We start from the raw sequence: 21,650 nt of genomic DNA, 5'->3' as shown, positions 1-21,650 counted from the left end.
AGCCGCCGCCGGGCGTGACACCGGGTCCTAGGCTGGTCGGCGTGCCGGGGTTGCTGATGGCGGTGGCGGGGACGTGGGCGTACGCCCTCGCCCAGCTCACCGTGTTGGCCGACCGTCCGGTCGTGCTGCTCGCCGGCGCGGCGGTCGCCGCCGCGCTGCTGCTGGCCACGCTGCTCGCCCTCCGGTCGCGGGTGCTGCCGGGGGCGCCCCGGTCCGGCCGGCTCGCCACCGCGCTGCGGGCCCGGGCCCGTGGTCGTCGGGTGCCCCGGCAGGTCGACCCGGACGGAGCCGGTCGGCCGCGACCGCGTGCCCCCGGCCGCCGCCCCTCGGCCGCGTAGCGCCCGCCGCCGCGCGGCCGATTCCGTCGTCATCCGTCCCGCCGGGACGCGTCGTCCCCGGGACCTCCGGAATCGGACCGAGGGGTCACCCATGCTCGCCTTCGCACCACTGCACGCCGCGGCCACCGTCGCCGCCTCCGTCGTCACCTGGCTCGCGGGCACGCTCGAACCGCTGACCGGCGGCGCGGCCACGGCCGCCGCGATCGTCCTGTTCACCATCGGCGTCCGCCTGCTCATCTCGCCGCTCACCCTGGCGCAGGTCCGCGGGGAGCGGCGCCGCGCGGCGCTCGCCCCCGAGGTCCGCGACCTCCAGCGCCGGTACGCCGACGACCCCGCAAAGCTGCAGAGCGAGTTGTTCGGGCTGTACCGGCGGGCCGGCGCCAGCCCGGTCGCCGGCTGTCTGCCGGCGCTGTTGCAGGCGCCGTTCTTCCTGGTCATGTACCGCCTCTTCGCCACCGGTGACGGCGGCGCCGGGCTGCTCGACGAGCGGCTGGCCGGGGTGCCGCTGGGCTGGCACCTCGGCGACGGGCTCACCGGGCCGGTGGTCGCGGTCTTCGGGGTGCTGCTGGTGGCGCTGCTCGTTCTGGCCTGGTACTCGTCGCGGCGGGCCCGCCGGGCGGCCGCGGCCACCGGCACCGTCGCCGGCACGCCGACCGAGGGGCCGGGCGCGGCGACGCTGGGCCGGCTGCTGCCGCTGCTGCCGTACACGACGGTGCTGGTGGCGTTGGTGGTGCCGCTGGCGGCCGCGCTCTACCTGGTCACCACCACCGGGTGGACCGCGCTGGAGCAGGCGACGCTGCGTCGGCCGCAGCCGGTAGACATCGACGGACGTTGACAAGTGGCCGTCGGGCGCGTAGAAAACGCCCTCAGAGAGCGCTCTCTGTTCCTCCGTCCCCCGCAGAGAGGCACCCCGATGAGTCATGTCCCGGCGGCGTCCGCCGCCCCGTCCACCCTGCGCCGCTCAGGCCGCCGGCTCCCGCTGGCCGCGGCCGTGCTCGCCACCACCACCACCCTGGTCGCCGCCTCGATGACCGCGCACGCCGCCGTGCCGCCGCCCGCGGCCGGCTGGAACCTGGTCTGGAGCGACGACTTCACCGGCGCGGCCGGCGCCCTGCCGTCCTCGGCCAACTGGATCATCGACACCGGCACCAGCTACCCGGGCGGCCCGGCCAACTGGGGCACCGGCGAGATCCAGACCTACACCGCCAGCACCGCCAACCTCGCCCAGGACGGCGCCGGCAACCTGCGGATCACCCCGCTGCGGGACGCCGCCGGCCGGTGGACCTCCGCCCGGATCGAGACGGTCCGGGCCGACTTCAAGCCGCCGGCCGGGGGAGTGCTCGCCCTGGAGGGGCGGATCCAGATGCCGAACGTGACGGGCGCCCAGGCGGCCGGCTACTGGCCCGCCTTCTGGGCGCTCGGCTCACCGTACCGGGGCAACTACCAGAACTGGCCGGGCATCGGCGAGTTCGACGTGATGGAGAACGTCAACGGGCTGAACCAGGTCTGGGGCGCGCTGCACTGCGGGTACGCCCCGGGCGGCCCGTGCAACGAGTTCAACGGCCTGGGCGCCACCCGGGCCTGTCCCGGCAGCACCTGTCAGTCCGCGTTCCACACCTACCGCTTCGAGTGGGACGCCTCGGTCAGCCCACAGCAGCTGCGCTGGTACGTCGACGGCCAGCTCTTCCACACCGTCAGCCAGAGCCAGGTCGGCGACCCGTACTGGGGTCAGATGACCAGCCACGCCGGCTACTTCCTGCTGCTCAACGTGGCGATGGGCGGCTCGTTCCCGAACGGCGTCGCCGGCGCCACCACGCCGACCGCCGCGACCGTCTCCGGCCGGCCCATGCTGGTCGACTACGTGGCGGTCTACCGCCGGGGCGGCACCGGCCCGTCGCCGAGCCCGACCACGTCCACGCCGCCGCCGGGCGGGACGGTGGACGCGTACGCCACGATCCAGGCGGAGGCGTTCACCGCCCAGAACGGGGTGATCGTCGAGGCCTGCGCCGAGGGTGGGCAGGACATCGGCTACCTGCGCAACGGCGACTGGGCCCGGTACGACAACGTGGACTTCGGGGCCACCGGGCCGCGCGACTTCCTGGCCCGGGTCGCCTCCGGCGCGGCGGGCGGGGTGAGCGGCCTGGTGGAGGTCCGCCTGGACAGCCCGACCGCCGTGCCGATCGGCAGCTTCGCCGTCGGCAACACCGGCGGCTGGCAGAGCTGGATCTCGGTGCCCGGCAACGTCTCGGCGGTGACCGGCCGGCACAGCGTCTACCTCACCTTCACCAGCGGTCAGCCGGCCGACTTCGTCAACGTCAACTGGTTCACCTTCCGCCGCTGAGGCGTCGGCCGGGGTCCCCCCCCGTTGCTTCCGGGCCCGGGAGGGAACCCCTTCCACGCCGTCGTCGCGGTCAGCGGCCGGCGGTCACCGACTGCCGGTCGCGCCGCGCGCGCCGCTTCCGGATCTTCTTCGCCGACCAGCTCACGATCATGATGCCGAAGACCAGGAAGATCGCGTAGTTGAACCAGTTGCTGTACCGGTCCACCTGCTGCCACTGCGAGCCGAGGGCGAAGCCGAGCCCGACGATCAGCGCGTTCCACACCCCGCTGCCGAGCGTGGTGAGCAGGACGAACTCGCCCAGCGGCATCCGGTTCGCGCCGGCCGGGATCGAGACCAGGCTGCGGACCACCGGGACCACCCGGCCGATCAGCACCGCCCACCTGCCGTGCCGCTCGAACCAGCGGTCGGCCTTCTCCAGGTCGTCCCGGTCGACCAGCGGGATGTGGTCCAGCCAGCGCTTCAGCCGCTCCTCGCCGAGCGCCGCGCCGAGCCAGTAGAGCACCAGCGCGCCGAGCAGCGAGCCGGCCGTGGCGGCGAGCACGATCAGCACGACGTTGAACCGGCCCTCGGCGGAGAGGTAGCCCGCCATCGCCAGCACGACCTCGCTCGGGATCGGCGGGATGATGCTCTCCAGCGCCACCAGGAAGGCCACGCCGAGCGCCCCGAGCGAGTCGATGACGGTTGCCACCCACCCGGTCAGCCCGCTGAACTGGTTCGGGTCGACGTTCTGGGTGAGAGCCATGGGCATCCTTCCGGCGGGGGATCGGACAGTGGTACCCCGGCCGTCGGCGGTCACACCTGCCGGTGACCCGCCCCACTGATCATCCGATCAGTCCTCGGGGTGCAGCGCGGCGTCGGCCGGCCCGCGCCGCCAGCCGGTGAACCGGACGGTCAGCCCCGCCCTGCTCGGCGCGCAGCAGAACGGCCCGGCCATGGCCGCCGCCTCCGGCGGGAGCGGGGCGAGCCGGACCAGCCGCCACGGCTCGTCGTCGACCCGCGCCCGCACGGTCAGCGCGTCACCGGAGCGGCTGACCCGGACGGTGACCTCCCGCCCGGTCCACTCCGGCACCGGGGCCAGCGACCAGTCCGACTGCTCCCGGGTCACCACCGCGCCGAGCTGCGGCAGCCCGTCGCTCAGCTCCACCCCGGTCTTGACCCAGTTCCGCTCGTCGACGTGGACCAGCACGCCGGCCTGGTCGAACTGCGCGGTGTAGTCGAGCAGGAAGCTCACCTCGACCGCGCTCCCGCCGGGCAGCGGGGCGAGCAGCCCCGGGCCGTTGTCGTGCACGAAGCCGTAACTGGTGTGCCGCCACATGTCGGTCTCCGGACCGGGCTCCACCAGCAGGTGCCCCTCGGCGGTCCGCTCGACCCGTACCGGCGGGTGCAGCCACCGGCCGTCGTCCCAGTCCATGTCGCGCGGGGCCACCTCATGATCAGCCATGGCGGCACCGTACCCCGCCGAGAGCCAACGGCGAACGTACCGTCGGGCGGCGCCGCGGGTTTGCCGGGACCGCCGACCGGAGAAGTTAACCGGGCATGGGTGACAGGTGGTACCAGGAGGCGGTCGTCTACTGCCTCGACATCGACACGTACGCGGACTCCGACGGCGACGGGGTCGGTGACATCCGTGGCCTCATCGGCCGGCTGGACTACCTTGCCAGGCTGGGGGTGACCTGTCTGTGGCTGAACCCGATCCACCCGTCACCCAACAAGGACGACGGCTACGACGCCACCGACTTCTACAACGTCGACCCGCGCTTCGGCACCCTGGGTGACTTCGCCGAGCTGCTGCACCAGGCGCAGAACCGGGGCATCCGGGTGATCATCGACCTGGTGGTCAACCACACCTCGGACGAGCACCCCTGGTTCCAGTCCGCCCGGTCGTCGCCCGACTCGCCGTACCGGGACTGGTTCGTCTGGGCCGACCACGAGCCCGACGACCGCTTCCAGGGCATGGTCTTCCCGGGCGAGCAGCACGAGACGTGGAGCTACGACCGGACCGCCAAGGCCTGGTACTACCACCGGTTCTACAAGTTCCAGCCGGACCTCAACATCAACAACCCGAAGGTGCGCGAGGAGATCAAGAAGATCACCTCGTTCTGGCTCCAGCTCGGGGTCTCCGGCTTCCGGATGGACGCGGTGCCGTTCATCATCGAGCAGACCGAGCCGGGCAACCCCAACTCCCCGAAGGACTTCGACTTCCTCACCGAGCTGCGCCAGCACGTGCAGTGGCGCCGCGCCGATGCCGTCCTGCTGGCCGAGGCGAACGTCGAGCCGGACCAGCTGCCGGTCTACTTCGGTGACGGGAGCGGATCGGGCAACCGGATCCACATGCTCTTCGACTTCATGCTCAACGGCCGGCTGATGCTCGCCCTGGCCCGGGAGGACCCGGAGACGATCATCGACGCGCTGCGGGACACCCCGAAGCTGCCCGCCGGCGGCCAGTGGGCGACCTTCCTGCGCAACCACGACGAGATCGACCTGTCCCGGCTCACCACGGAGCAGCGCAACGACGTGCTGGCGAAGTTCGGCCCGGACGAGGAGATGCAGCTCTACGGCCGGGGCATCCGGCGTCGACTCGCGCCGATGCTCGGCAACGACCGGCGGCACGTCGAGCTGGCCTATGCCCTCCAGTTCTCGCTGCGCGGCACGCCGGTGCTGCGCTACGGCGAGGAGATCGGCATGGGCGAGGACCTGTCGCTGAAGGGGCGCGACGCGATCCGGACCCCGATGCAGTGGTCGTACCAGCCCAATGGCGGCTTCTCCACCGCGGAGCCGGAGAAGCTGGTCCGGCCGGTGATCGACACGGGCGAGTTCAGCTACGAGAAGGTCAACGTGACCGCCCAGCGCAAGGACCCCCGGTCGTTGCTCGGCTGGTTCGAGCGGATGATCCGGACGCTGCGCGAGGCGCCGGAAGTCGGCTCGGGCTCGACCACCCACATCGACGTGCCGATGCCGGCCGGGGTGCTCGCCCACCGGGCCGACGGCCCGACCGGCACGATGATCTTCCTGCACAACCTCGGCAGCGAGGACGTCGAGGTCGACCTGAGCACGTTGCAGCCGGAGGCGGACATGCCGATCGACGTGCTCTCCGACCGGGGCTACGACGAGGTGGGCAAGCTGGACCGGCTCAAGCTCGCCGGGCACGGCTACCGCTGGATCCGGCTCTGTCGCAGCTGGTCGGTCTGACCGTCCGACGTGCCGGCCCGTCGCCGCTCGTCGGCGGCGGGCCGGTCCACGTACCCCTGGGTTAAGCTCCTTCGATCGAGCCACAAGTTACCGGGAGGTAATCATGTCGGAGGAGCCCCGCGTCGCCATCGTGACCGGAGCCGCGCGCGGCATCGGCGCCGCCACCGCCCGTCGGCTGGCCGCCGACGGGATGGCCGTCGCCGTCGTCGACATCGACGAGTCGACCACCAAGGAGACGGTGGACGCGATCGTCGCCGCGGGCGGCCGGGCGCTCGGCGTGGGCGCCGACGTGGCCGACCGGGCCCAGGTCGAGGCGGCCGTCGAGCGGGTCGCCGCCGAGCTGGGCGCGCCGACCGTGCTGGTCAACAACGCCGGCGTGCTCCGCGACAACCTGCTGTTCAAGATGACCGACGCGGACTGGGACACGGTCATGGGCGTGCACCTGCGCGGCGCGTTCCTGTTCAGCCAGGCCGCCCAGAAGCACATGGTCGAGCGGAAGTGGGGCCGGATCGTCAACCTCTCCAGCACCTCCGCGCTGGGCAACCGGGGCCAGGCGAACTACTCGGCCGCCAAGGCCGGGCTCCAGGGCTTCACCAAGACCCTCGCCATCGAACTGGGCCCGTTCGGGGTGACCGTGAACGCGGTCGCGCCGGGCTTCATCGTCACCGACATGACCGCGGCCACGGCCGCCCGGATGAAGGTCGACTTCGAGGCGCTGCAGCAGCACGCGGCGGCCGAGATCCCGGTCCGCCGGCCCGGCCGGCCAGAGGACGTCGCGCACACCATCTCGTTCCTGGCCAGCGAGGGCGCGTCCTTCGTCTCCGGCCAGGTCATCTACGTGGCCGGCGGCCCCAAGGACTGACCGCCCGCACCCGCGTCCCGCCCGGCTCGGGCGGGACGCGTCAGCGGGTGGTGTCGCGGGTGCGCCAGAGCCAGAAGAGGCCGAGGACCGGCAGGACCAGCGGGATGTAGCCGTAGCCGCTGCCGAACCCGGACCAGACAGTCTCGTCGGGGAAGAGCGCCCGGTCGGCCAGGCTGAGGACGCCCACCGCGACGACCCCGACCAGCTCCACCGAGCAGCAGGCCAGGGCAACCCGACGGCCGGCGTGCCCGGCCCGGGCCAGCCCGACCGCGGCCACGATGTAGATCAGCGCGGCCAGCGCGGAGAGCTGGTACGCCACCGGTGCCTCGTCGAACTTCGTGGCGATCTGCAGGCCGGCGCGCGAGGTCGCGGCGATGGCGAACAGGATGTAGACGGCGATCAGCAGCCGGCCCGGCCCCTTGTTGGTGGCGCGTTCGGGCGCGGGCGGCCGGGCGTCGCCGTCCGCGCGTACCCCGACGGGCTCAGCCACCGAGCACCTCCCAGGTCTGACCGAGCCGGACCACCACGACCGGCGTCACCAGGCACATCGCGCAGACGATCGCCGAGCCCCAGCGGGTCGGTTCCATCCGGGCCAGCACCCAGGCCAGCGGCGGCAGGCAGACCAGCGTCACCAGGTAGCCGAAGAACGCGCCGGGCTCGCCCGGCCGTTCCCCGCCGCCGAGCGCGACCAGCGCCGCCACGGTCAGCGCCAGCAGCGCGACCTCCAGCACGGCCAGGCCCACGAACTGCACCCGGTCCGGCGGCCGGTGGCGCAGCGTGGCCACCAGCGCCCAGACCGCGAGTACGAGCGACAGCACGATCGTCGCCGTCGCGAGGAGCCCGTCCACCGGCGAGCCGGCCGTGGCCGCGCTGGTCATCGACGGCATCCCGTCGGAGTCCCATTCACCGGCACAGCCTACTAAGCCGCGTAGTACTGCCCGCCGGCCGGCTCTCCGTCGGGTCGCATGCGTGCCGCCCACCGGACCGACTAGCGTGGATCACGGCCACGGGGTAGCCGTGGCGGACGACGGAAGCGGGAGTACCTCGTGCTGCGGTTCGGCTTGTTCGGCACCGGTCACTGGGCGGCGGAGACGCACGCCGCGGCCATCGACGCGCACCCCCGCGCCGAGCTCGCCGGGGTCTGGGGTCGGGACCAGGAGAAGGCCGCGGCGCTGGCCGGGCGGCACGGCGTACCGGTCTTCGACGACGTCGACGCGCTCCTCGAGGCGTGCGACGCGATCGCCGTGGCGCTGCCGCCGGACGTGCAGGCCGACATCGCCGTCCGGGCCGCCTCCGCCGGCCGGCACCTGCTGCTGGACAAGCCGCTGGCGCTCAGCCTCGCCGACGCCGACCGGGTGGTCGCCGCGGCCGACGCGTCCGGGGTGGCCTCGGTGGTCTTCTTCACCCAGCGCTACCACCCGAACGTCACCGGCTTCCTCGCCGCCACCGCCGCGGCCGGCGGCTGGCAGCACGCCCGGGCCACCATGTTCGCCTCCATCTACCAACCGGGGAACCCGTACGGGAAGTCGCAGTGGCGGCGGGACCGGGGCGCGCTCTGGGACATCGGCCCGCACGCGCTCTCCCTCATCCTGCCGGTGCTCGGCCGGGTCAGCCGGGTGGCCGCGATGGACGGCCCGAGCGGCCTGGTGCACCTGCTGCTCACCCACGACGGCGGGGCGACGAGCACGATGTCGCTCACCCTGGACGCCCCGCCGGAGGCGGTGACCCGGGACTTCGTCTTCTTCGGCGAGAACGGCACGGAGGCCGTGCCGCCCGGCGACGGCAGCGTGCTGGCGGCGTACGACACGGCGATCGACCAGTTGCTGGAGGAGATCGACGCGGGCACCCGGGACCACCGCTGCGACGTCCGCTTCGGCCGCGAGGTCGTTGCGGTGCTGGACGCCGCCGAGACGGCCCGCGCCGAGGGGCGCACCGTCACCATTCCCGGCTGACCGCGCGCCCGTCGGGCGGCCCGCGCCTGCGCGCGGTCCCCGCCGGGCCGCCGACCCCGGCAGAGGTGGGCTCGGTGCAGCCGGAGCAGCGCCACCCGGCGTTCCCGGGCGGCGCCACCGGCCGGCACACGGTCAGCGTCACGGTGGGCTGACCCGCCCGCCTCAGGCGAGGGTGCTCAGCGCCTCGCCCAACTCGGCGGGGGAGTCGAACTGCTCCGCGGGCAGCGCCCGCAGCATCTGCAACATCTCGGTGCTGGCCCCGTTCTCCTGGCCCCAGCGGACCAGGTCCTCGCGGGAGACCGGGTAGTCGAGCCCGGCCAGGAACTCCTGCAACTGCACCCCGGTGACGGTCATGCCGGCCGGCTACCCGCTCCGCCCGCCGCCATGCCCGCCGACGGCGGGGGACCGGGGTGCCGGTTTGCCCGCGCGGGACCCGGGTAGCCGCGGGCATGCTGGTACAGCGGCTCGGCGCGCCGAGCGACTTCGACCCGTTGCTGGAGCGTGTCCGGGACGCCCGGATCGTGATGATCGGCGAGGCGACGCACGGCAGTTACGACTACTACCGACTGCGGGAGCAGTTGACCCGGCGGCTCATCGCCGAGGAGGGCTTCGACTTCGTCGCGGTGGAGGGGGACTGGCCGGACTGCGACCGGGTGCACCGCTCGGTGGTCGGCGCCCCGGGCGGGTTGGCCGACCCGCAGACCGCGCTGGAGCGCTTCGAACGCTGGCCCACCTGGATGTGGGCCAACGCCGAAGTGGCCCGCTACTGCCGTTGGCTGCGGGCCTGGAACCTGGAGCGGCCGGAGGGCGAACGGGCCGGCTTCCACGGGCTGGACGTGTACAGCCTCTGGGAGTCGATGCAGGCGATCTTCGACTATCTGGGCGAGGAGGACCCGGCCTCGCTGGAGGCCGCGCAGGAGGCGTACCGCTGCTTCGAGCCGTACGGCAAGCGGGTCGAGGAGTACGGCATGGCCAGCCGGTTCGTCTCCGCGCGCTGCGAGGAGGAGGTGGTGCGGCTGCTGGCGCGGACCCGGGAACAGGCCGCCGCGGACGGCCCGGACCGCTTCGCGGCCTGGCAGAACGCGGAGGTGGTGGCCGGCGCGGAGCGCTACTACCGGGCGATGATCGCCGGTGGCCCGGAGTCGTGGAACGTCCGGGACACCCACATGACGGACACGCTGGACCGGCTGCTGGACCTGTACGGCCCGGACGCCCGGGGAATCGTCTGGGCGCACAACACCCACGTCGGGGACGCCCGGGCCACCGACATGGCCGCCGACGGAATGGTCAACATCGGTCAGCTCGCCCGGGAACGGCACGGCCGGGACGCGGTGGCGCTGGTCGGGTTCGGCAGCTACCGGGGGAACGTGATCGCGGCGCCGCGCTGGGGCTCGCCGGCCGAGGTGATGGTGGTGCCGCCGGCCCGGGAGGGCTCGGTCGAGCGGCGGCTGCACGAGCTGATGCCGGAGCGGGCGGTGCTGGTATTCGGCGGCCCCGACCAGCCCGAGTGGGTCACCGGTTCAACCGACCACCGGGCCATCGGGGTGGTCTACGACCCGACCTTCGAATCCTGGGGCAACTACGTCCCGACGCGGCTGGCCGACCGCTACGACTCATTCATCTGGTGCGACGAGGCCACCGCCCTCCACCCTCTCCCCGCCCTGACGACCCCCGGCGAGATGGAGACCTACCCGGCCGGCGTCTGACCGGCCGGGCAGGTCACCCGGTCACACCCTGGCGGGTTCGGAGTCGGCGAGGTGGGTGCGGAGGCCTTCGCCCTCGATGTCGACGTTGGGGACGATGCGGTCGAGCCAGCGGGGGAGCCACCACGCCTTCGTGTTGAGCAGGGACATCACCGCGGGGACGATGGTCATCCGGACCACGAAGGCGTCGATGGCGACGCCGATCGCGAGCGCGAAGCCCATCGACTTGATCACCGGGTCGTCGAGGAAGATGAAGCCGCTGAAGACCGAGATCATGATCAGCGCGGCGGCGGTGACCACCCGGGCACCGTGTCCCATCCCGTTGATGGTGGCCTGGCGGGCGGTGTCGCCGTGCACGAAGTCCTCCCGCATCCGGGAGACCAGGAAGACCTCGTAGTCCATGGCCAGGCCGAACAGGATGCCGATGAGCAGGATCGGCAGGAAGCTGATCAGCGGCCCCGGGGTGTCCAGGCCGACCAGGCCGGCCAGGTGCCCCTGCTGGAACACCGCGACGGTGATGCCGAACGTCGCCGCCACGGTGAGCAGGAAGCCCAGCGCCGCCTTGACCGGGACGAGGATCGACCGGAACACCAGCATCAGCAGCAGGATGGAGAGCCCGACGACCAGCAGCAGGTAGATCGGGAGCGCGTCGGAGAGCTTCTCGGACACGTCGATGCCGATCGCGGTGACGCCGGTGAGCAGCACGTCGGCCTGCTCGATGCCGGAGACCTGGCGGCGGATGTCGTGCACCAGCGTCTCGGTGGCCTCGTCGGTCGGGCCGGTCTTCGGGATCACCCCGAGCAGCGCGGTCCGCCCGGTCGGGTCGAGCTGCGGCGGGGCCACCGCAAGCACCCCGTCGGTCTTCTGGATCAGCGCGGTGACCTGCGGGACGGCGGCCTGGGTGGCCTGCGGGGAGTCGGCGGTGACGACCACCGCGAGCCGGCCGGTGAAGCCGGGGCCGAAGCCCTCCCGGATCAGGTCGTTGCTGACCCGGGCCGCGCTGCCCGCCGGCGCGGCGCCGGCGTCCGGCAGCGCGAGCCGCATGTCCTGGGCGGGCAACGCGAGCAGCCCGAGACCGAGCAGGCCGACCAGGATGACGGGGATCCGCAGCTTCGTAACCCAGTGCGCCCAGCGGAAGCCGAAGCCGGAGCGGTCCTCCGAGCCGGTGCCGGCGGACTCGACCGCCTCGCGCCCGCGCAGCCTGCGGGGGAGCACCCGGCGGCCGGCGAAGCCGAGCAGGGCCGGCGCCAGGGTGATCGCGACCAGCACGGCGACGGTCACCGTGCCGGCGGCGGCCAGACCCATCACGGTCAGGAACGGGATGTCCACCACGGCCAGGCCGGCGAGCGCGATGACCACGGTGGCGCCGGCGAAGACCACGGCGGAGCCGGCGGTGCCCACCGCTCGGCCGACCGCCTCCTCCGGGGAGAGCCCGTCGAGCAGATTCTGCCGGTGCCGGGAGGTGATGAAGAGCGAGTAGTCGATGCCGACCGCGAGGCCGAGCATCAGGGCCAGGATCGGCGCGGTGCTGGTCAGCTCGACGACGCCGCTGAGCGTGAAGAGGCCGGCCATGCCGACGCCCACGCCGATCAGCGCGTTGAGCATGGTCATCCCGGCCGCGACCAGCGAGCCGAAGGTGACGACCAGGACGATCGCGGCGACCAGCACGCCGAGCGCCTCGGTGGAGCCGACCTCCGGCTCGGAGTTCAGCACCTCGCCACCGGGGGCGATCTGCCACCCCTGCGCCTCGGCCTGCGCGCCGACCTTCTCGTACGCGGCGCGCTGCTCGTCGGTCACGTCGTCCGCGCGGCCGGAGAACTGCACCTGGATCAGCGCGTACCGGCCGTCCGGGGTGAGCGCCCTGACCTGGTACGGGTCGACCGCGCCGACCACCCCGGGCAGGGTGGCCGCCTCCTGGGTGACCTGCCTGACCACGCCCTGCCCCTCGGGGCTGAGGAGCTGGCCGGCCTGCGGCGCCTTGACCGCGATGGTGCCGGTGGCCCCGCTGGCCGCCGGGAACCGGTCGGCGAGCAGGTCGATCGCGCGCTGGGATTCGGTGCCGGGCATGGTGAAGTTGCTCGCCGTCGGGCCCTTGAGGGTCGCCGCGGCGACGCCGAGCCCGACGAGTACGACGAGCCAGGCGACGGCGACGAGTCGCCGCCGGCGCAGCGATGCCCGGCCGAGCCGGTAGAGCAGGGTCGCCATGAAGGTTCCTTGTCCTCGGTCGTGGTGGGAACTGGGGTCAGGTGGTGGTGTCGAGGGCCCGGTGGGCGACGGCCAGCAGGGCGGGCCGCAGCTCCTCGTCGGGGACGTCGGCGAACTCGGCGCACGCCGCCGGTATCCCGGCGAGGACCACCAGCGCGGCGATCCGCGCGGCCGGACGGTCGGAGTGGCCGGCGAACGCGGCGAGCAGCCGTTCGGAGATCTGCTGGACGTGCGCGAAGGCGGGCTGCTGGAGCAGGTCGGGGAACTCGCCGCGGAGCAGCGCGATCTCCCGCCGGAAGCGCACCGCGAGGTCGACGAAGCCCTCGGCGGCGACCTGCTGGGCCGCCGCCCCGGTGTGCCCGGCGATCCGCTCGTCGAGCGCCTGGAGCACCGCGATGGCCGGCGCCGTCAGCTCGCCGAGCAGGGCTTCCTTGTTGGCGAAGTGGTAGAGCACCGCCGCCTTGGAGCAGCCCACCTCGCGGGCGATGTCCTGCAACGAGGTGCCCTTGTAGCCGGTGGCGGCGAATCGCCGCGCCGCCGCGGCGAGGATCTCACCATGGGTCTCCGGGGTCGCGCGTGCCATGTCCACCAGCATGCCTGACCGATCGGTCAGCACCTGACCGATCGGTCAGACGGCTTGTGTGGCGCCCGCCACAGGGCTCAGTCGCCCGGGGTGCCGGTCCAGTCGGCCAGCCATTCGCCCGACCAGGTCAGCGTGCCGGCGCGCAGTTCGGCCACCAGTCGCCGGACCCAGTCCAGCTCGGTACGCAGCAGTGTCAGCCGGTACTCGTCCTCGATCAGGAAGAGGCGGGGCAGCTCCACCGCGGCCAGCACCGCCTCGCGCTCGCGCAGCCGGGTGGCGAGCGTCTCGGCCCGCCGTTCGAGCTGTCGGGTCGCCTCGGCCGGCGGCAGGATCGGCAGGAACGACAGCGCCGCGGGGAACTCCGGGAACTCCCGCGCGGGGGTGGCGAGCGCCTCGGCGAGCCATTCGTCGAGGGTGCGCCGGCCCTCGTCGGTGAGCTCGTAGACCGTGCGTTCCGGCCGGCGCTCGTCACGGGCGGTGTGCGCCACCCGGATCAGGTCGTCCCGGCGGAGCCGGTCGATGGTCTGGTAGATGCTGTTGCGCTGCGCGACGTTGACCACGTCCTGCTTGTCGCGCTCCCGGATCACCTGCTGCATCCGGTACGCGTGCATCGGCTCCTCCACCAGGAGCGCCAGCACCATCATCGCCAGCGGGGAGCGACGGTGCGCGCGGGCGGCCATGCCATCACCTTAGGTGACAGGGGTTCCATCAATGGTCATTCTATGTATAGTCATCTTATGACTAAAGCTCTCATCATCGGTGCCGGCCTGGCCGGTCCGGTCGCCGCCATGGCCCTGCGCCGCGCCGGGATCGACGCGACGGTGCACGAGGCGTACGAGCGGGACGCGGTCGGCGTCGGCGCGTTCCTCACCCTTTCCGTCAACGGGGTCGACGCGCTGCGCGCGATCGGACTCGACGGGCTGGTGGCCGGGCTGGGCCACCCGACGCCCCGGATGGCGCTCCGCAACCACCGCGGCCGCCGGCTCGGCGAGTTCGGCACCAGCGGTACCCGGACCCGCGGCTTCGGCAGCAGCACCGTCGGCCGCTCCGACCTCTACCGGGCGCTCCGGGACGAGGCGCTGCGCCGGGGCGTCGAGATCGTGCACGGCGCCCGGCTGGTGGACGCCGAGCCGACCGGCTCGGGGGTGCGGGCCCGCTTCGCCGACGGCCGGGTCGCCGAGGGGGACCTGCTGATCGGCGCGGACGGGCTGCGCTCGCGGACCCGGACGGTCATCGATCCGGCGGCGCCCGCCCCCCGCTACGTGCCGCTGCTGAACGCCGGCGGGTTCGCCCGGGGGCTGCGGCTACCCGACGAGCGCGGGGTGATGCAGATGCTCTTCGGCAGGCGGTGCTTCTTCTGCTGGATGGTGGTGGGCGAGGAGGAGGTGTGGTGGTTCGCGAACCCGCCGCAGCCCACCGAGCTGACCCGCGAGCAGCTCGCCGCGATCGGCCCGGAGCGGGCCCGGTCCCAGCTCCGCGAGCTGCTGGCCGGCGACGCCGGCCCGGCCCTGGCGATCATCGACCGCACCGAGCGGATCGAGTACGGCTGGCCCACCTACGACCTGCCGTCGGTGCCGGTCTGGCACCGGGACCGCATGGTCGTCATCGGCGACGCGGCGCACACCGCGGCGCCCTCGTCGGGGCAGGGCGCGGCGATGGCGTTCGAGGACGCCGTCCAGCTCGCCCGCTGCCTGCGGGACCGGCCGGACGTCGCGGCGGCGTTCGAGGCGTACGAGCGGCTGCGGCGCCGGCGGGTGGAGCGGGTGGTCGCGCAGGGGAAGCGGACCAGCACGACCAAGGTGGCCGGGCCGGTCGGCCGGGTGGTGCGCGACCTCGCCCTGCCGATCATCGCCCGGCAGGTGGCACGGGACGACGGCAGGTCACTGGCCTGGCTCTACGACCACCACATCGACTGGGACGCGCCCGTGAAGGAGTGACTCAGCCGGTCGGCGCGCCGTGCTCCCGGTCGTACGCGGCCCGGGCCTCGCTGATCGCCGTGCGGTGCCGTTCCGCCCAGGCGGTCAATGCGACCAGCGACTCGTAGAGCTCCAGCGCCATCGGGGTGGCGGTGTACTCCACCTTCGGCGGCACGGTCGGGTAGACCTTCCGGTGCAGCAGGCCGTCGCGTTCCAGGTTGCGCAGGGTCAGCGTGAGCATCCGCCGGCTGATCCCCTCGACCTGCCGCTCCAGCTCGGTGAAGCGGACCGGCCCCTCGCTGGCGGCGACCAGGATGCCGATGCTCCACTTCCCGCCCACCCGGTCCAGCGCCTCGCGGACGGTGCAGGCCCGGGCCTGCACGGCCGTGACGGACACACAACTGTTCCCCTGGGACACCAAAGTGCCTCCTTCCGCTCCGGCTCATGGTCACAGACGATGGCCTCGGTAACAAACCGTGCACCAAGGAGGAACTTCCATGACGGGGACCCATCGCTGGTCGGCGCTGCTGGTGCTCTGCGCCGGCAGCCTGATGATCATCCTGGACGGCAGCATCGTCGCGGTGGCGCTGCCGGCGATCCAGCGCGACCTCGGCTTCTCCATCTCGGGCCTGGCCTGGGTGGTGAACGCCTACCTCGTCGCCTTCGGCGGCCTGCTGCTGCTCGGCGGGCGGCTCGGCGACCTGGCCGGCCGGCGCCGGGTCTTCCTCGCCGGGGTCGCGCTCTTCACCCTCGCCTCGCTGGCCTGCGCGCTGGCGGCCGGCCCGGCGACGCTCGTCGTCGCCCGCTTCCTCCAGGGCGCCGGCGGGGCGCTCGCCACCGCGGTCGGGCTCGGCATGGTCGTCGCGCTCTTCCCCGCCCCGGCCGAACGGGCCCGGGCCATCGCGGTGTTCAGCTTCACCGGGGCGGCCGGCGCCTCGCTCGGCCTGCTGGCCGGCGGGTTCCTCACCGAACTGGCCGGCTGGCGGTCGATCTTCCTGATCAACCTGCCGATCGGGCTGCTGATCGTCGCCGGGGCGCTGCTGCGGGTGCCCGCGGAGCGGGGCGTCGGGCTGGCGGCCGGGCTGGACCTGGTCGGTGCGGTGCTGGTCACCGCCGGCCTGATGGCCACGGTGCTCACCGTCGTCGGCACCGGCGACCACGGCTGGACCTCGCCCCGGACCCTCGGCGCCGCCGGACTGGCCGCCGCCCTGCTCGCGGCGTTCGCGTTCCGGCAGACGGTCGCCGCCGTACCGCTGCTGCCGCCCCGGATCCTGCGGACGCCCGACCTGGTCGCCGCCAACCTGGTGCAGCTCCTGACCGTCGCCGCGTTCTTCGGCTTCCAGTTCCTGCTCGCCCTCGACCTGCAACTGGTGCTCGGCCTCGACCCCGCCGCCACCGGCCTGGCCTTCCTGCCCACCCCGGTGCTGATCGCGGTGGTCGCGCTCGGCCTGGCCGGCCGGCTGATCGCCCGCTTCGGCGGGCGGGCGGTGCTGGTCACCGGACTGGGGCTCGCCGTCGTCGGCTTCCTGCTGCTGGCCCGGCTGCCGGCCGACGGGCACTTCCCGACCGAGGTGCTCCCCGCGACCCTGGTCTTCGGCGTGGCCGGCGGCCTGACCCTGCCGGCGGTCACCACGCTCGCCATGGCCGGCGCGGAGCCGGCCGACGCGGGGCTCGCCTCCGGGCTGGCCAACACCACCCAGCAGGTCGGCGGCGCGCTCGGGCTGGCCGCGCTGGCCACCCTCGCCGCCCACCGGGCCGCCGGGCTGCGCGGCGCCGGCTGGTCCGAGGTGGAGGCCCTGGCCGCCGGGTACCGGACCGCGTTCGGGGTGGCCGCCGCCCTGGTCACGGCCGCGCTGCTGGTCGCGGTGGCCACCCTGCGCCGGGCACCCGCGCGGGTGCCCGTCCCGGCCCGCTGAGCGGCACGGCCACCCGGGCCCGATGACCGGCGGGGAGCGCCGGCCGGGGCCGGCGCTCCCCGCCGGCGCGGGGCTCAGCCCGGAGCCGCGGCGCGGTCAGGCCGGCTCCGAGGCGGTACCCAGCACCTCGGCCAGCGCCGCCAGCGCCGCCGGGTAGGCGTGCGAGGGCGGGGTGGCGTACCCGACGACCAGCCCCGGGGGGTGGCCGCCGGGGTGGTGCCGGTGCCGGTCCAGCCCCGCCAGGGCCAGCCCCCGCGCCGCCGCCCGGGCCAGCACCTCCGCCTCGGTCGGTCCGCCCGGGGGCAGCGGGACGACGGCGTGCAGCCCGGCGGAGATCCCGCCGGCCAGCCGCCCGCCCAGCCGGTCCAGCAGCAGGTCCCGGCGCTGCCGGTAGTGGCGGCGGACGGTACGCACCTGCCGGTCGTACCCGTGGCTGTCGATCAGGTCGGCGAGCGCGAGCTGCCCGACCACCTCGGTCTGCACGTCCAGGTGGCGCTTGGCCTCCACCACCGGCTCCACCAGCCGGGCGGGCAGCACCAGCCAGGCCAGCCGCAGCGCCGGCCCCAGGGTCTTGGCGGCGGTGCCGACGTAGGCGACCTGCTCCGGCGCGGTGCCCTGGACCGCGCCGACCGGCTGCCGGTCGTAGCGGAACTCGCCGTCGTAGTCGTCCTCGACCACCAGGGCGCCGGCGTCCCGGGCCCAGCCGGTCAGCGCGTGCCGGCGGGCCGGGTGCAGGGTCACCCCGGTCGGGTACTGGTGGGCCGGGGTCACCACCGCCGCCCCGACGTCGGCCAGCTCGCCCGTCCCGAGCAGTTCGGCGCGGGCGCCCCGGTCGTCCACCGGCAGCGGCACCACCCGGCCGCCCTGGCGGCGCACCACCTCCCGGTGGAACGGCAGCCCCGGATCCTCCATCGCCAGCACCGGCCGGCCGGCGTTCCGGAGCACGGCGGTGAGCAGGACGAGGGCCTGGACGTACCCGGTGGTGACCACGATCCGCGCCGGGTCGGCCAGCACGCCCCGGGCCCGGCCCAGGTACCCGGCGAGCGCCGCGCGCAGCTCGGGCCGGCCGCGCGGGTCGCCGTAGCCGTACGCGGTCGCCGGGGCGGTGGCCAGCGCCCGGCGGGTGGACCGCAGCCAGGCGGCGACCGGGAAGGCGCCCACGTCGGGGCTGCCCGGCCGCAGGTCGTACCGGGGTGGGGCGGTGGCCGGCGCCGGGGCCGGACCGGGCGGGACGACCGGCCGCTGCGGGCTCACCTCGGTGCCCGCGCCGACCCGGGCCACCAGCCAGCCCTCGGCGACCAACTGGTCGTAGGCGGCGCTGACCGTACCCCGGGCGACGCCCAGCTCGGCGGCGAGCGCCCGGGTCGCCGGCAGCCGGGTCGACGGCGGCAGCCGGCCGTCGCGGATCGCCGCGCGCAACGCCCGCTCCAGCCCGGCCCGCCGGCCGCCGGTCGCGTCCAGCTCCAGGTGCAGGTCGACGCCGAAATCGGCCCAGTCCATCGGCACGGGATTGGAGCTTAGGGGCGAGCCGCCCGTCGGCCCACAATCGGGCCATGACCGACTCCCGTACCGCCGCCGCGCTGCGCGCCCTGCACCGCCCCGGCGACCCGCTGATTCTGCCGAACGCCTGGGACGCCGGGTCGGCCCGCGCGGTCGCCGCCGCCGGCTTCCCGGCGGTCGCCACCAGCAGCGCCGCCGTCGCCGAGTCGCTCGGCCACGCCGACGGCGAGACCACCCCGGTCGACGAGATGCTCGACGCGGTGGCCCGGGTGGTCCGGTCGGTCCCGGTCCCGGTCACCGCCGACCTGGAGCGCGGGTACGGGCTGCGCCCGGCGGAGCTGGTCGACCGGCTGCTCGCCACCGGCGCGGCCGGGCTCAACCTCGAGGACTCCGACCCGCGTACGGGGGAGCTGTGCGACGCGGACGAGCAGGCCGGGCTGCTCGCCGCCGTCCGGGCGGCGGCCGGGCCGGACCTGGTGGTCAACGCCCGGGTGGACGTCTTCCTGCGCGCGACCGGCGACCACGCCGCGGCGTTCGACGAGGCGATCCGCCGGGCCCGGCGCTACCGGGCGGCCGGCGCCGACTGCGTGTACCCGATCCTGCTGGCCGACCCGGAGCTGATCCGGCGGTTCGTGGCCGCGGTCGACGTTCCGGTGAACGTGCTGCTGCGCGCCGGCACGCCCGTGGTGGCGGAGCTGGCCCGGCTCGGGGTGGCCCGGGTCAGCCTCGGCTCCGGCGTGTACGCCGCCGCCCGGCAACGCGCCGCCGCGATGCTGGCCGCGCTCGCCGCCGGCGGCGACCCGTTCGCCGGCTGACCGCCGCGTCGGGTTGCCCTCGACCGGTAGGGGCGGCAAGGTGGGCGGATGAGCGGGGCGGACGAGACCCGGGACGGGGTCGCACTGACCAATCTGGACCAACCGCTGCTCGCCGGCGGCGACGTCACCAAGCGGGACCTGGTGGACTACCTGGACGCGGTGCGCGACCGGATCCTGCCCGGCCTGCGGGACCGGCCGCTCTCGGTGATCCGGCTGCTGCGCGGGCAGGACCCGTTCATGCAGAAGAACCTGCCGAAGTACACCCCGGAGTGGGTACGCCGCACCTCGGTCTGGGCGGAGGCGTCGCACCGGCAGGTGTCGTACGCGCTCTGCGACGACCGGGGCACCCTGCTCTGGTTCGCCAACCAGCGGGCGATCGAGTACCACCCGACGCTCGGCACGGCGACGCACCCCGACCGCCCCACCCACCTGGTGCTCGACCTCGACCCGCCGGAGGGGGGCCCGTTCGGCACGGTCGTCCGGGCCGCCGAGCTGGTCCGGCGGGCGCTCGCCGGGGTCGGGCTGACCGGGGCGGTGAAGACCAGCGGCGCGAAGGGCCTGCACGTCTTCGTGCCGGTGGTCGCCGAGACCACCGCGGAGGAGGCGGCCGCGGCGACCCGGGCGCTGGCGGTGCACACCGAGCGGCTCGACCCGGCGCTGGCCACCACCGCCTTCATCCGGGAGGACCGGGGCGGCCGGGTCTTCATCGACCCGACCCGGGCCGGCGGGGCGACCGTGGTCGCCGCGTACAGCCCGCGGATCCGGCCCGGCCTGCCGGTCTCCTTCCCGGTGGCCTGGGACGACCTGCCCGGGGTGACACCGGCGGACTTCACCGTGCGGACCGTCCCGGCGCTGGTCGCCGAGCGGGACCCGTGGGCGGCGTCGATGCCCGCGCCGCAGCGGCTCCCCGCCGACCTGGTCGCCGAGGGGCGGACCATCCCGGTGGCCCGGGTGCAGGCCATGCACGAGGGCAAACGGCGGGCCCGGGCCCGGCGGGAGGGCGGCTGAGGACCGCTCCACCGACCCGATCGAACCGGTCCGCGACGGAACCGCGCCGGTCGCGGGCGCGGCGAGGGTCAGGCCGGGGCGGTCCCCGGCTGGCCCGCGACGCCGGCGTTGAGCGGATCCGCCAGCAGCTTGTCGAAGGCCAGCTCGGCGGCGCCGATCAGGGGGGCGTCCCGGCCGAGCGCCGCCGCCCGCAGCCGCACGTGCTCGCGGGAGGCGGGCAGGGCCATCTCGTCCAGGCGGCGGCGGACCGTCTCCGCGCCGGCCGCGTAGACCTCGCGCAGGTAGCCGCCGAACACGACGGTGTCCGGGTTGACCACGTTGACCAGGTTGGCCACGCCGAAGCCGAGCCAGTCGGCGACCCGCTGGACCGCTGCCCGGGCGGTGGGCTCCGCGTCGGCGGCCGCGCGCAGGACCTCGGCGACCGCGCCGCGGTCCTCCGGATCCCGGCCGGCGTGCCGCAGCAGCGCCGCCTCGCCGATCTCGGTCTCCCAGCAGCCGCGCGAGCCGCACCCGCAGGGCAGGCCGTCCCGGTTGACCACCATGTGGCCGACCTTGCCGCTGTGCCCCCGGTGGCCGACGACCAGCCGGCCGCCGATGATGATGCCGGCGCTGACACCGAGATCGCCGTGCAGGTAGATGAGGTCGTCGACGCCCGCCGCCACGCCGCGTACGTGTTCGGCGAGGCCGGCGATGTCGGCCATGTCGGCGGCGACGAAGCCCGGGCCGACGGCGAGCTCGGACCCGAGCGCGGTGCCGAGCGTCTGGTCGGCGCCGCCGATGCGGATCCGTCCGTCGCCGTCGGGGGTGGTGTCGGCGACGGCGACCGCGCCGCCCACGAAGACCGCGTCCGCGGCGACGGAGCGTTCCATGTCGCGGACCAGGTCGGCCAGCGGGCCGACGGCGTCGAGGGCCGACGCGCCGCAGGGGCGGGCGACCTCGCGCAGGTCGAGGATGCGGCCGCCGAGGCCGATGCGGGCGGCGCGCAGCAGGTCCGCCTCGATGCTCAACGCGTGGGCGTAGACGCGGTCGGAGCGGGGGCTCACCACCAGCGAGGGACGCCCGGCGCGGCGGGCCGTGGTCGGCACCTCCTCGGTGACGAGACCGGTGGCGACGAGGTCGGCGGCGAGCGCGCCGATGGTGCTGCGGTTGAGGCCGAGCCGGCTGGTCAGTTCGGCCCGGGAGGTCGGGCCGTGCACGTGGACGTGGCGGAGCACGGCGCCGAGGTTCTGCCGGCGGATCTCTTCCTGGCTGGCGCTTGGCGACGACGGCACCGGGAAGGCCGGGTTGCGGCCGGGCCGGGGGAGACCGGACTGCACGGGTGT

Annotated in this window: 21 protein-coding genes and 1 pseudogene; 11 read left to right on the top strand and 11 right to left on the bottom strand. The window is 74.5% G+C overall.

Annotated elements, in window-relative coordinates; genetic code table 11:
* Nucleotides 1-41 precede the first annotated feature (41 nt).
* From ACTWO6_RS27845 to ACTWO6_RS27835, 3 genes are all read left to right on the top strand, one after another.
* The gene (locus ACTWO6_RS27845) at nt 42-338 is read left to right on the top strand and encodes a DUF6412 domain-containing protein (RefSeq protein WP_446216703.1); all 297 of its coding nucleotides are present in this window, start codon (nt 42-44) and stop codon (nt 336-338) included.
* Between the two features lie 91 nt (nt 339-429).
* Nucleotides 430-1,173: a YidC/Oxa1 family membrane protein insertase gene (locus ACTWO6_RS27840; RefSeq protein ID WP_446216702.1), complete on the top strand. Its 744-nt coding sequence runs from the start codon at nt 430-432 to the stop codon at nt 1,171-1,173.
* Nucleotides 1,174-1,251: 78 nt separating this feature from the next.
* Nucleotides 1,252-2,679, top strand: a complete 1,428-nt coding sequence (locus ACTWO6_RS27835; RefSeq protein WP_446216701.1) for a carbohydrate-binding protein — start codon at nt 1,252-1,254, stop codon at nt 2,677-2,679.
* 70 nt (nt 2,680-2,749) lie between these two features.
* Here ACTWO6_RS27835 and ACTWO6_RS27830 read toward each other — a convergent pair whose 3' ends face one another.
* Both ACTWO6_RS27830 and ACTWO6_RS27825 read right to left on the bottom strand, forming a co-directional pair.
* Nucleotides 2,750-3,421 carry a DedA family protein gene (locus ACTWO6_RS27830; protein WP_446216700.1) on the bottom strand — a complete coding sequence of 224 codons (672 nt, stop codon included), beginning with the start codon at nt 3,419-3,421 and terminating at the stop codon, nt 2,750-2,752.
* 87 nt (nt 3,422-3,508) lie between these two features.
* The gene (locus tag ACTWO6_RS27825) at nt 3,509-4,120 is read right to left on the bottom strand and encodes a DUF1349 domain-containing protein (protein ID WP_446216699.1); all 612 of its coding nucleotides are present in this window, start codon (nt 4,118-4,120) and stop codon (nt 3,509-3,511) included.
* Between the two features lie 95 nt (nt 4,121-4,215).
* Here ACTWO6_RS27825 and ACTWO6_RS27820 point away from each other — a divergent pair, with 95 nt between their 5' ends.
* Both ACTWO6_RS27820 and fabG read left to right on the top strand, forming a co-directional pair.
* Nucleotides 4,216-5,868, top strand: a complete 1,653-nt coding sequence (locus ACTWO6_RS27820; protein ID WP_446216698.1) for an alpha-amylase family protein — start codon at nt 4,216-4,218, stop codon at nt 5,866-5,868.
* 103 nt (nt 5,869-5,971) lie between these two features.
* Entirely contained in the window at nt 5,972-6,730 is a 759-nt protein-coding gene (fabG, locus tag ACTWO6_RS27815) for a 3-oxoacyl-ACP reductase FabG (protein ID WP_446216697.1), read from the top strand.
* Here fabG and ACTWO6_RS27810 read toward each other — a convergent pair.
* Together ACTWO6_RS27810 and ACTWO6_RS27805 are read right to left on the bottom strand one after the other, a co-directional pair.
* Nucleotides 6,703-7,220: pseudogene (locus ACTWO6_RS27810) on the bottom strand (hypothetical protein). The gene fabG and the pseudogene ACTWO6_RS27810 sit on opposite strands and share 28 nt — an antisense overlap.
* A complete protein-coding gene (locus tag ACTWO6_RS27805) occupies nt 7,213-7,608 on the bottom strand; it encodes a hypothetical protein (RefSeq protein WP_446216696.1) in 396 nt (131 codons plus the stop codon). The pseudogene ACTWO6_RS27810 and the gene ACTWO6_RS27805 overlap by 8 nt, the downstream one beginning before the upstream one ends.
* Nucleotides 7,609-7,776: 168 nt before the next feature.
* On the opposite strand from ACTWO6_RS27805, the gene ACTWO6_RS27800 reads away from it, so the two are divergent.
* Entirely contained in the window at nt 7,777-8,682 is a 906-nt protein-coding gene (locus tag ACTWO6_RS27800; protein WP_446216695.1) for a Gfo/Idh/MocA family protein, read from the top strand.
* A 162-nt stretch (nt 8,683-8,844) separates the two neighbouring features.
* Here the strand turns inward: ACTWO6_RS27800 and ACTWO6_RS27795 are convergent, their stop codons facing one another.
* Nucleotides 8,845-9,036, bottom strand: a complete 192-nt coding sequence (locus ACTWO6_RS27795) for a DUF2795 domain-containing protein (RefSeq protein WP_130339576.1) — start codon at nt 9,034-9,036, stop codon at nt 8,845-8,847.
* A gap of 95 nt (nt 9,037-9,131) precedes the next feature.
* Here ACTWO6_RS27795 and ACTWO6_RS27790 point away from each other — a divergent pair, with 95 nt between their 5' ends.
* The gene (locus tag ACTWO6_RS27790) at nt 9,132-10,388 is read left to right on the top strand and encodes an erythromycin esterase family protein (RefSeq protein WP_446216694.1); all 1,257 of its coding nucleotides are present in this window, start codon (nt 9,132-9,134) and stop codon (nt 10,386-10,388) included.
* 21 nt (nt 10,389-10,409) lie between these two features.
* Here the strand turns inward: ACTWO6_RS27790 and ACTWO6_RS27785 are convergent, their stop codons facing one another.
* The 3 genes from ACTWO6_RS27785 to ACTWO6_RS27775 form a co-directional block, all read right to left on the bottom strand.
* The gene (locus ACTWO6_RS27785) at nt 10,410-12,590 is read right to left on the bottom strand and encodes an MMPL family transporter (RefSeq protein ID WP_446216693.1); all 2,181 of its coding nucleotides are present in this window, start codon (nt 12,588-12,590) and stop codon (nt 10,410-10,412) included.
* A 37-nt stretch (nt 12,591-12,627) separates the two neighbouring features.
* Nucleotides 12,628-13,173 carry a TetR/AcrR family transcriptional regulator gene (locus tag ACTWO6_RS27780; protein WP_446216692.1) on the bottom strand — a complete coding sequence of 182 codons (546 nt, stop codon included), beginning with the start codon at nt 13,171-13,173 and terminating at the stop codon, nt 12,628-12,630.
* A 77-nt stretch (nt 13,174-13,250) separates the two neighbouring features.
* Entirely contained in the window at nt 13,251-13,853 is a 603-nt protein-coding gene (locus ACTWO6_RS27775) for a PadR family transcriptional regulator (RefSeq protein WP_446216691.1), read from the bottom strand.
* Between the two features lie 57 nt (nt 13,854-13,910).
* Here ACTWO6_RS27775 and ACTWO6_RS27770 point away from each other — a divergent pair, with 57 nt between their 5' ends.
* Nucleotides 13,911-15,110 carry an FAD-dependent oxidoreductase gene (locus ACTWO6_RS27770; RefSeq protein WP_446216690.1) on the top strand — a complete coding sequence of 400 codons (1,200 nt, stop codon included), beginning with the start codon at nt 13,911-13,913 and terminating at the stop codon, nt 15,108-15,110.
* Nucleotide 15,111: 1 nt separating this feature from the next.
* Here the strand turns inward: ACTWO6_RS27770 and ACTWO6_RS27765 are convergent, their stop codons facing one another.
* Complete coding sequence (locus ACTWO6_RS27765) at nt 15,112-15,486, bottom strand: winged helix-turn-helix transcriptional regulator (RefSeq protein WP_446216689.1); 375 nt, start codon at nt 15,484-15,486, stop codon at nt 15,112-15,114.
* Between the two features lie 100 nt (nt 15,487-15,586).
* On the opposite strand from ACTWO6_RS27765, the gene ACTWO6_RS27760 reads away from it, so the two are divergent.
* Complete coding sequence (locus tag ACTWO6_RS27760) at nt 15,587-17,005, top strand: MFS transporter (RefSeq protein WP_446216688.1); 1,419 nt, start codon at nt 15,587-15,589, stop codon at nt 17,003-17,005.
* 96 nt (nt 17,006-17,101) lie between these two features.
* Here the strand turns inward: ACTWO6_RS27760 and pdxR are convergent, their stop codons facing one another.
* Entirely contained in the window at nt 17,102-18,505 is a 1,404-nt protein-coding gene (gene pdxR / locus ACTWO6_RS27755) for a MocR-like pyridoxine biosynthesis transcription factor PdxR (RefSeq protein WP_446220793.1), read from the bottom strand.
* Nucleotides 18,506-18,558: 53 nt separating this feature from the next.
* Here pdxR and ACTWO6_RS27750 point away from each other — a divergent pair, with 53 nt between their 5' ends.
* Nucleotides 18,559-19,320 carry an isocitrate lyase/PEP mutase family protein gene (locus ACTWO6_RS27750; protein ID WP_446216687.1) on the top strand — a complete coding sequence of 254 codons (762 nt, stop codon included), beginning with the start codon at nt 18,559-18,561 and terminating at the stop codon, nt 19,318-19,320.
* A 48-nt stretch (nt 19,321-19,368) separates the two neighbouring features.
* Nucleotides 19,369-20,328 (top strand): DNA polymerase domain-containing protein, encoded by a 960-nt coding sequence (locus tag ACTWO6_RS27745; RefSeq protein ID WP_446216686.1) that lies wholly within the window; start codon nt 19,369-19,371, stop codon nt 20,326-20,328.
* A 68-nt stretch (nt 20,329-20,396) separates the two neighbouring features.
* Here ACTWO6_RS27745 and ACTWO6_RS27740 read toward each other — a convergent pair whose 3' ends face one another.
* On the bottom strand, nt 20,397-21,599 hold the full coding sequence (locus tag ACTWO6_RS27740) for an ROK family transcriptional regulator (RefSeq protein ID WP_446220792.1): 1,203 nt from the start codon (nt 21,597-21,599) through the stop codon (nt 20,397-20,399).
* Nucleotides 21,600-21,650 lie beyond the last annotated feature (51 nt).

Source organism: Micromonospora sp. IBHARD004, from assembly GCF_052814115.1.
This window is presented reverse-complemented; position numbering and strand designations above follow the sequence as displayed.

Coding starts and splice junctions, on each gene's coding strand:
- ACTWO6_RS27840 (WP_446216702.1), top strand. CDS start 430: ATGCTCGCCTTCGCACCACTGCACGCCGCGGCCACCGTCGCCGCCTCC.
- ACTWO6_RS27835 (WP_446216701.1), top strand. CDS start 1,252: ATGAGTCATGTCCCGGCGGCGTCCGCCGCCCCGTCCACCCTGCGCCGC.
- ACTWO6_RS27830 (WP_446216700.1), bottom strand. CDS start 3,421: ATGGCTCTCACCCAGAACGTCGACCCGAACCAGTTCAGCGGGCTGACC.
- ACTWO6_RS27825 (WP_446216699.1), bottom strand. CDS start 4,120: ATGGCTGATCATGAGGTGGCCCCGCGCGACATGGACTGGGACGACGGC.
- ACTWO6_RS27820 (WP_446216698.1), top strand. CDS start 4,216: ATGGGTGACAGGTGGTACCAGGAGGCGGTCGTCTACTGCCTCGACATC.
- fabG (WP_446216697.1), top strand. CDS start 5,972: ATGTCGGAGGAGCCCCGCGTCGCCATCGTGACCGGAGCCGCGCGCGGC.
- ACTWO6_RS27805 (WP_446216696.1), bottom strand. CDS start 7,608: ATGACCAGCGCGGCCACGGCCGGCTCGCCGGTGGACGGGCTCCTCGCG.
- ACTWO6_RS27795 (WP_130339576.1), bottom strand. CDS start 9,036: ATGACCGTCACCGGGGTGCAGTTGCAGGAGTTCCTGGCCGGGCTCGAC.
- ACTWO6_RS27790 (WP_446216694.1), top strand. CDS start 9,132: ATGCTGGTACAGCGGCTCGGCGCGCCGAGCGACTTCGACCCGTTGCTG.
- ACTWO6_RS27785 (WP_446216693.1), bottom strand. CDS start 12,590: ATGGCGACCCTGCTCTACCGGCTCGGCCGGGCATCGCTGCGCCGGCGG.
- ACTWO6_RS27780 (WP_446216692.1), bottom strand. CDS start 13,173: ATGGCACGCGCGACCCCGGAGACCCATGGTGAGATCCTCGCCGCGGCG.
- ACTWO6_RS27775 (WP_446216691.1), bottom strand. CDS start 13,853: ATGGCCGCCCGCGCGCACCGTCGCTCCCCGCTGGCGATGATGGTGCTG.
- ACTWO6_RS27770 (WP_446216690.1), top strand. CDS start 13,911: ATGACTAAAGCTCTCATCATCGGTGCCGGCCTGGCCGGTCCGGTCGCC.
- ACTWO6_RS27760 (WP_446216688.1), top strand. CDS start 15,587: ATGACGGGGACCCATCGCTGGTCGGCGCTGCTGGTGCTCTGCGCCGGC.
- pdxR (WP_446220793.1), bottom strand. CDS start 18,505: ATGGACTGGGCCGATTTCGGCGTCGACCTGCACCTGGAGCTGGACGCG.
- ACTWO6_RS27750 (WP_446216687.1), top strand. CDS start 18,559: ATGACCGACTCCCGTACCGCCGCCGCGCTGCGCGCCCTGCACCGCCCC.
- ACTWO6_RS27745 (WP_446216686.1), top strand. CDS start 19,369: ATGAGCGGGGCGGACGAGACCCGGGACGGGGTCGCACTGACCAATCTG.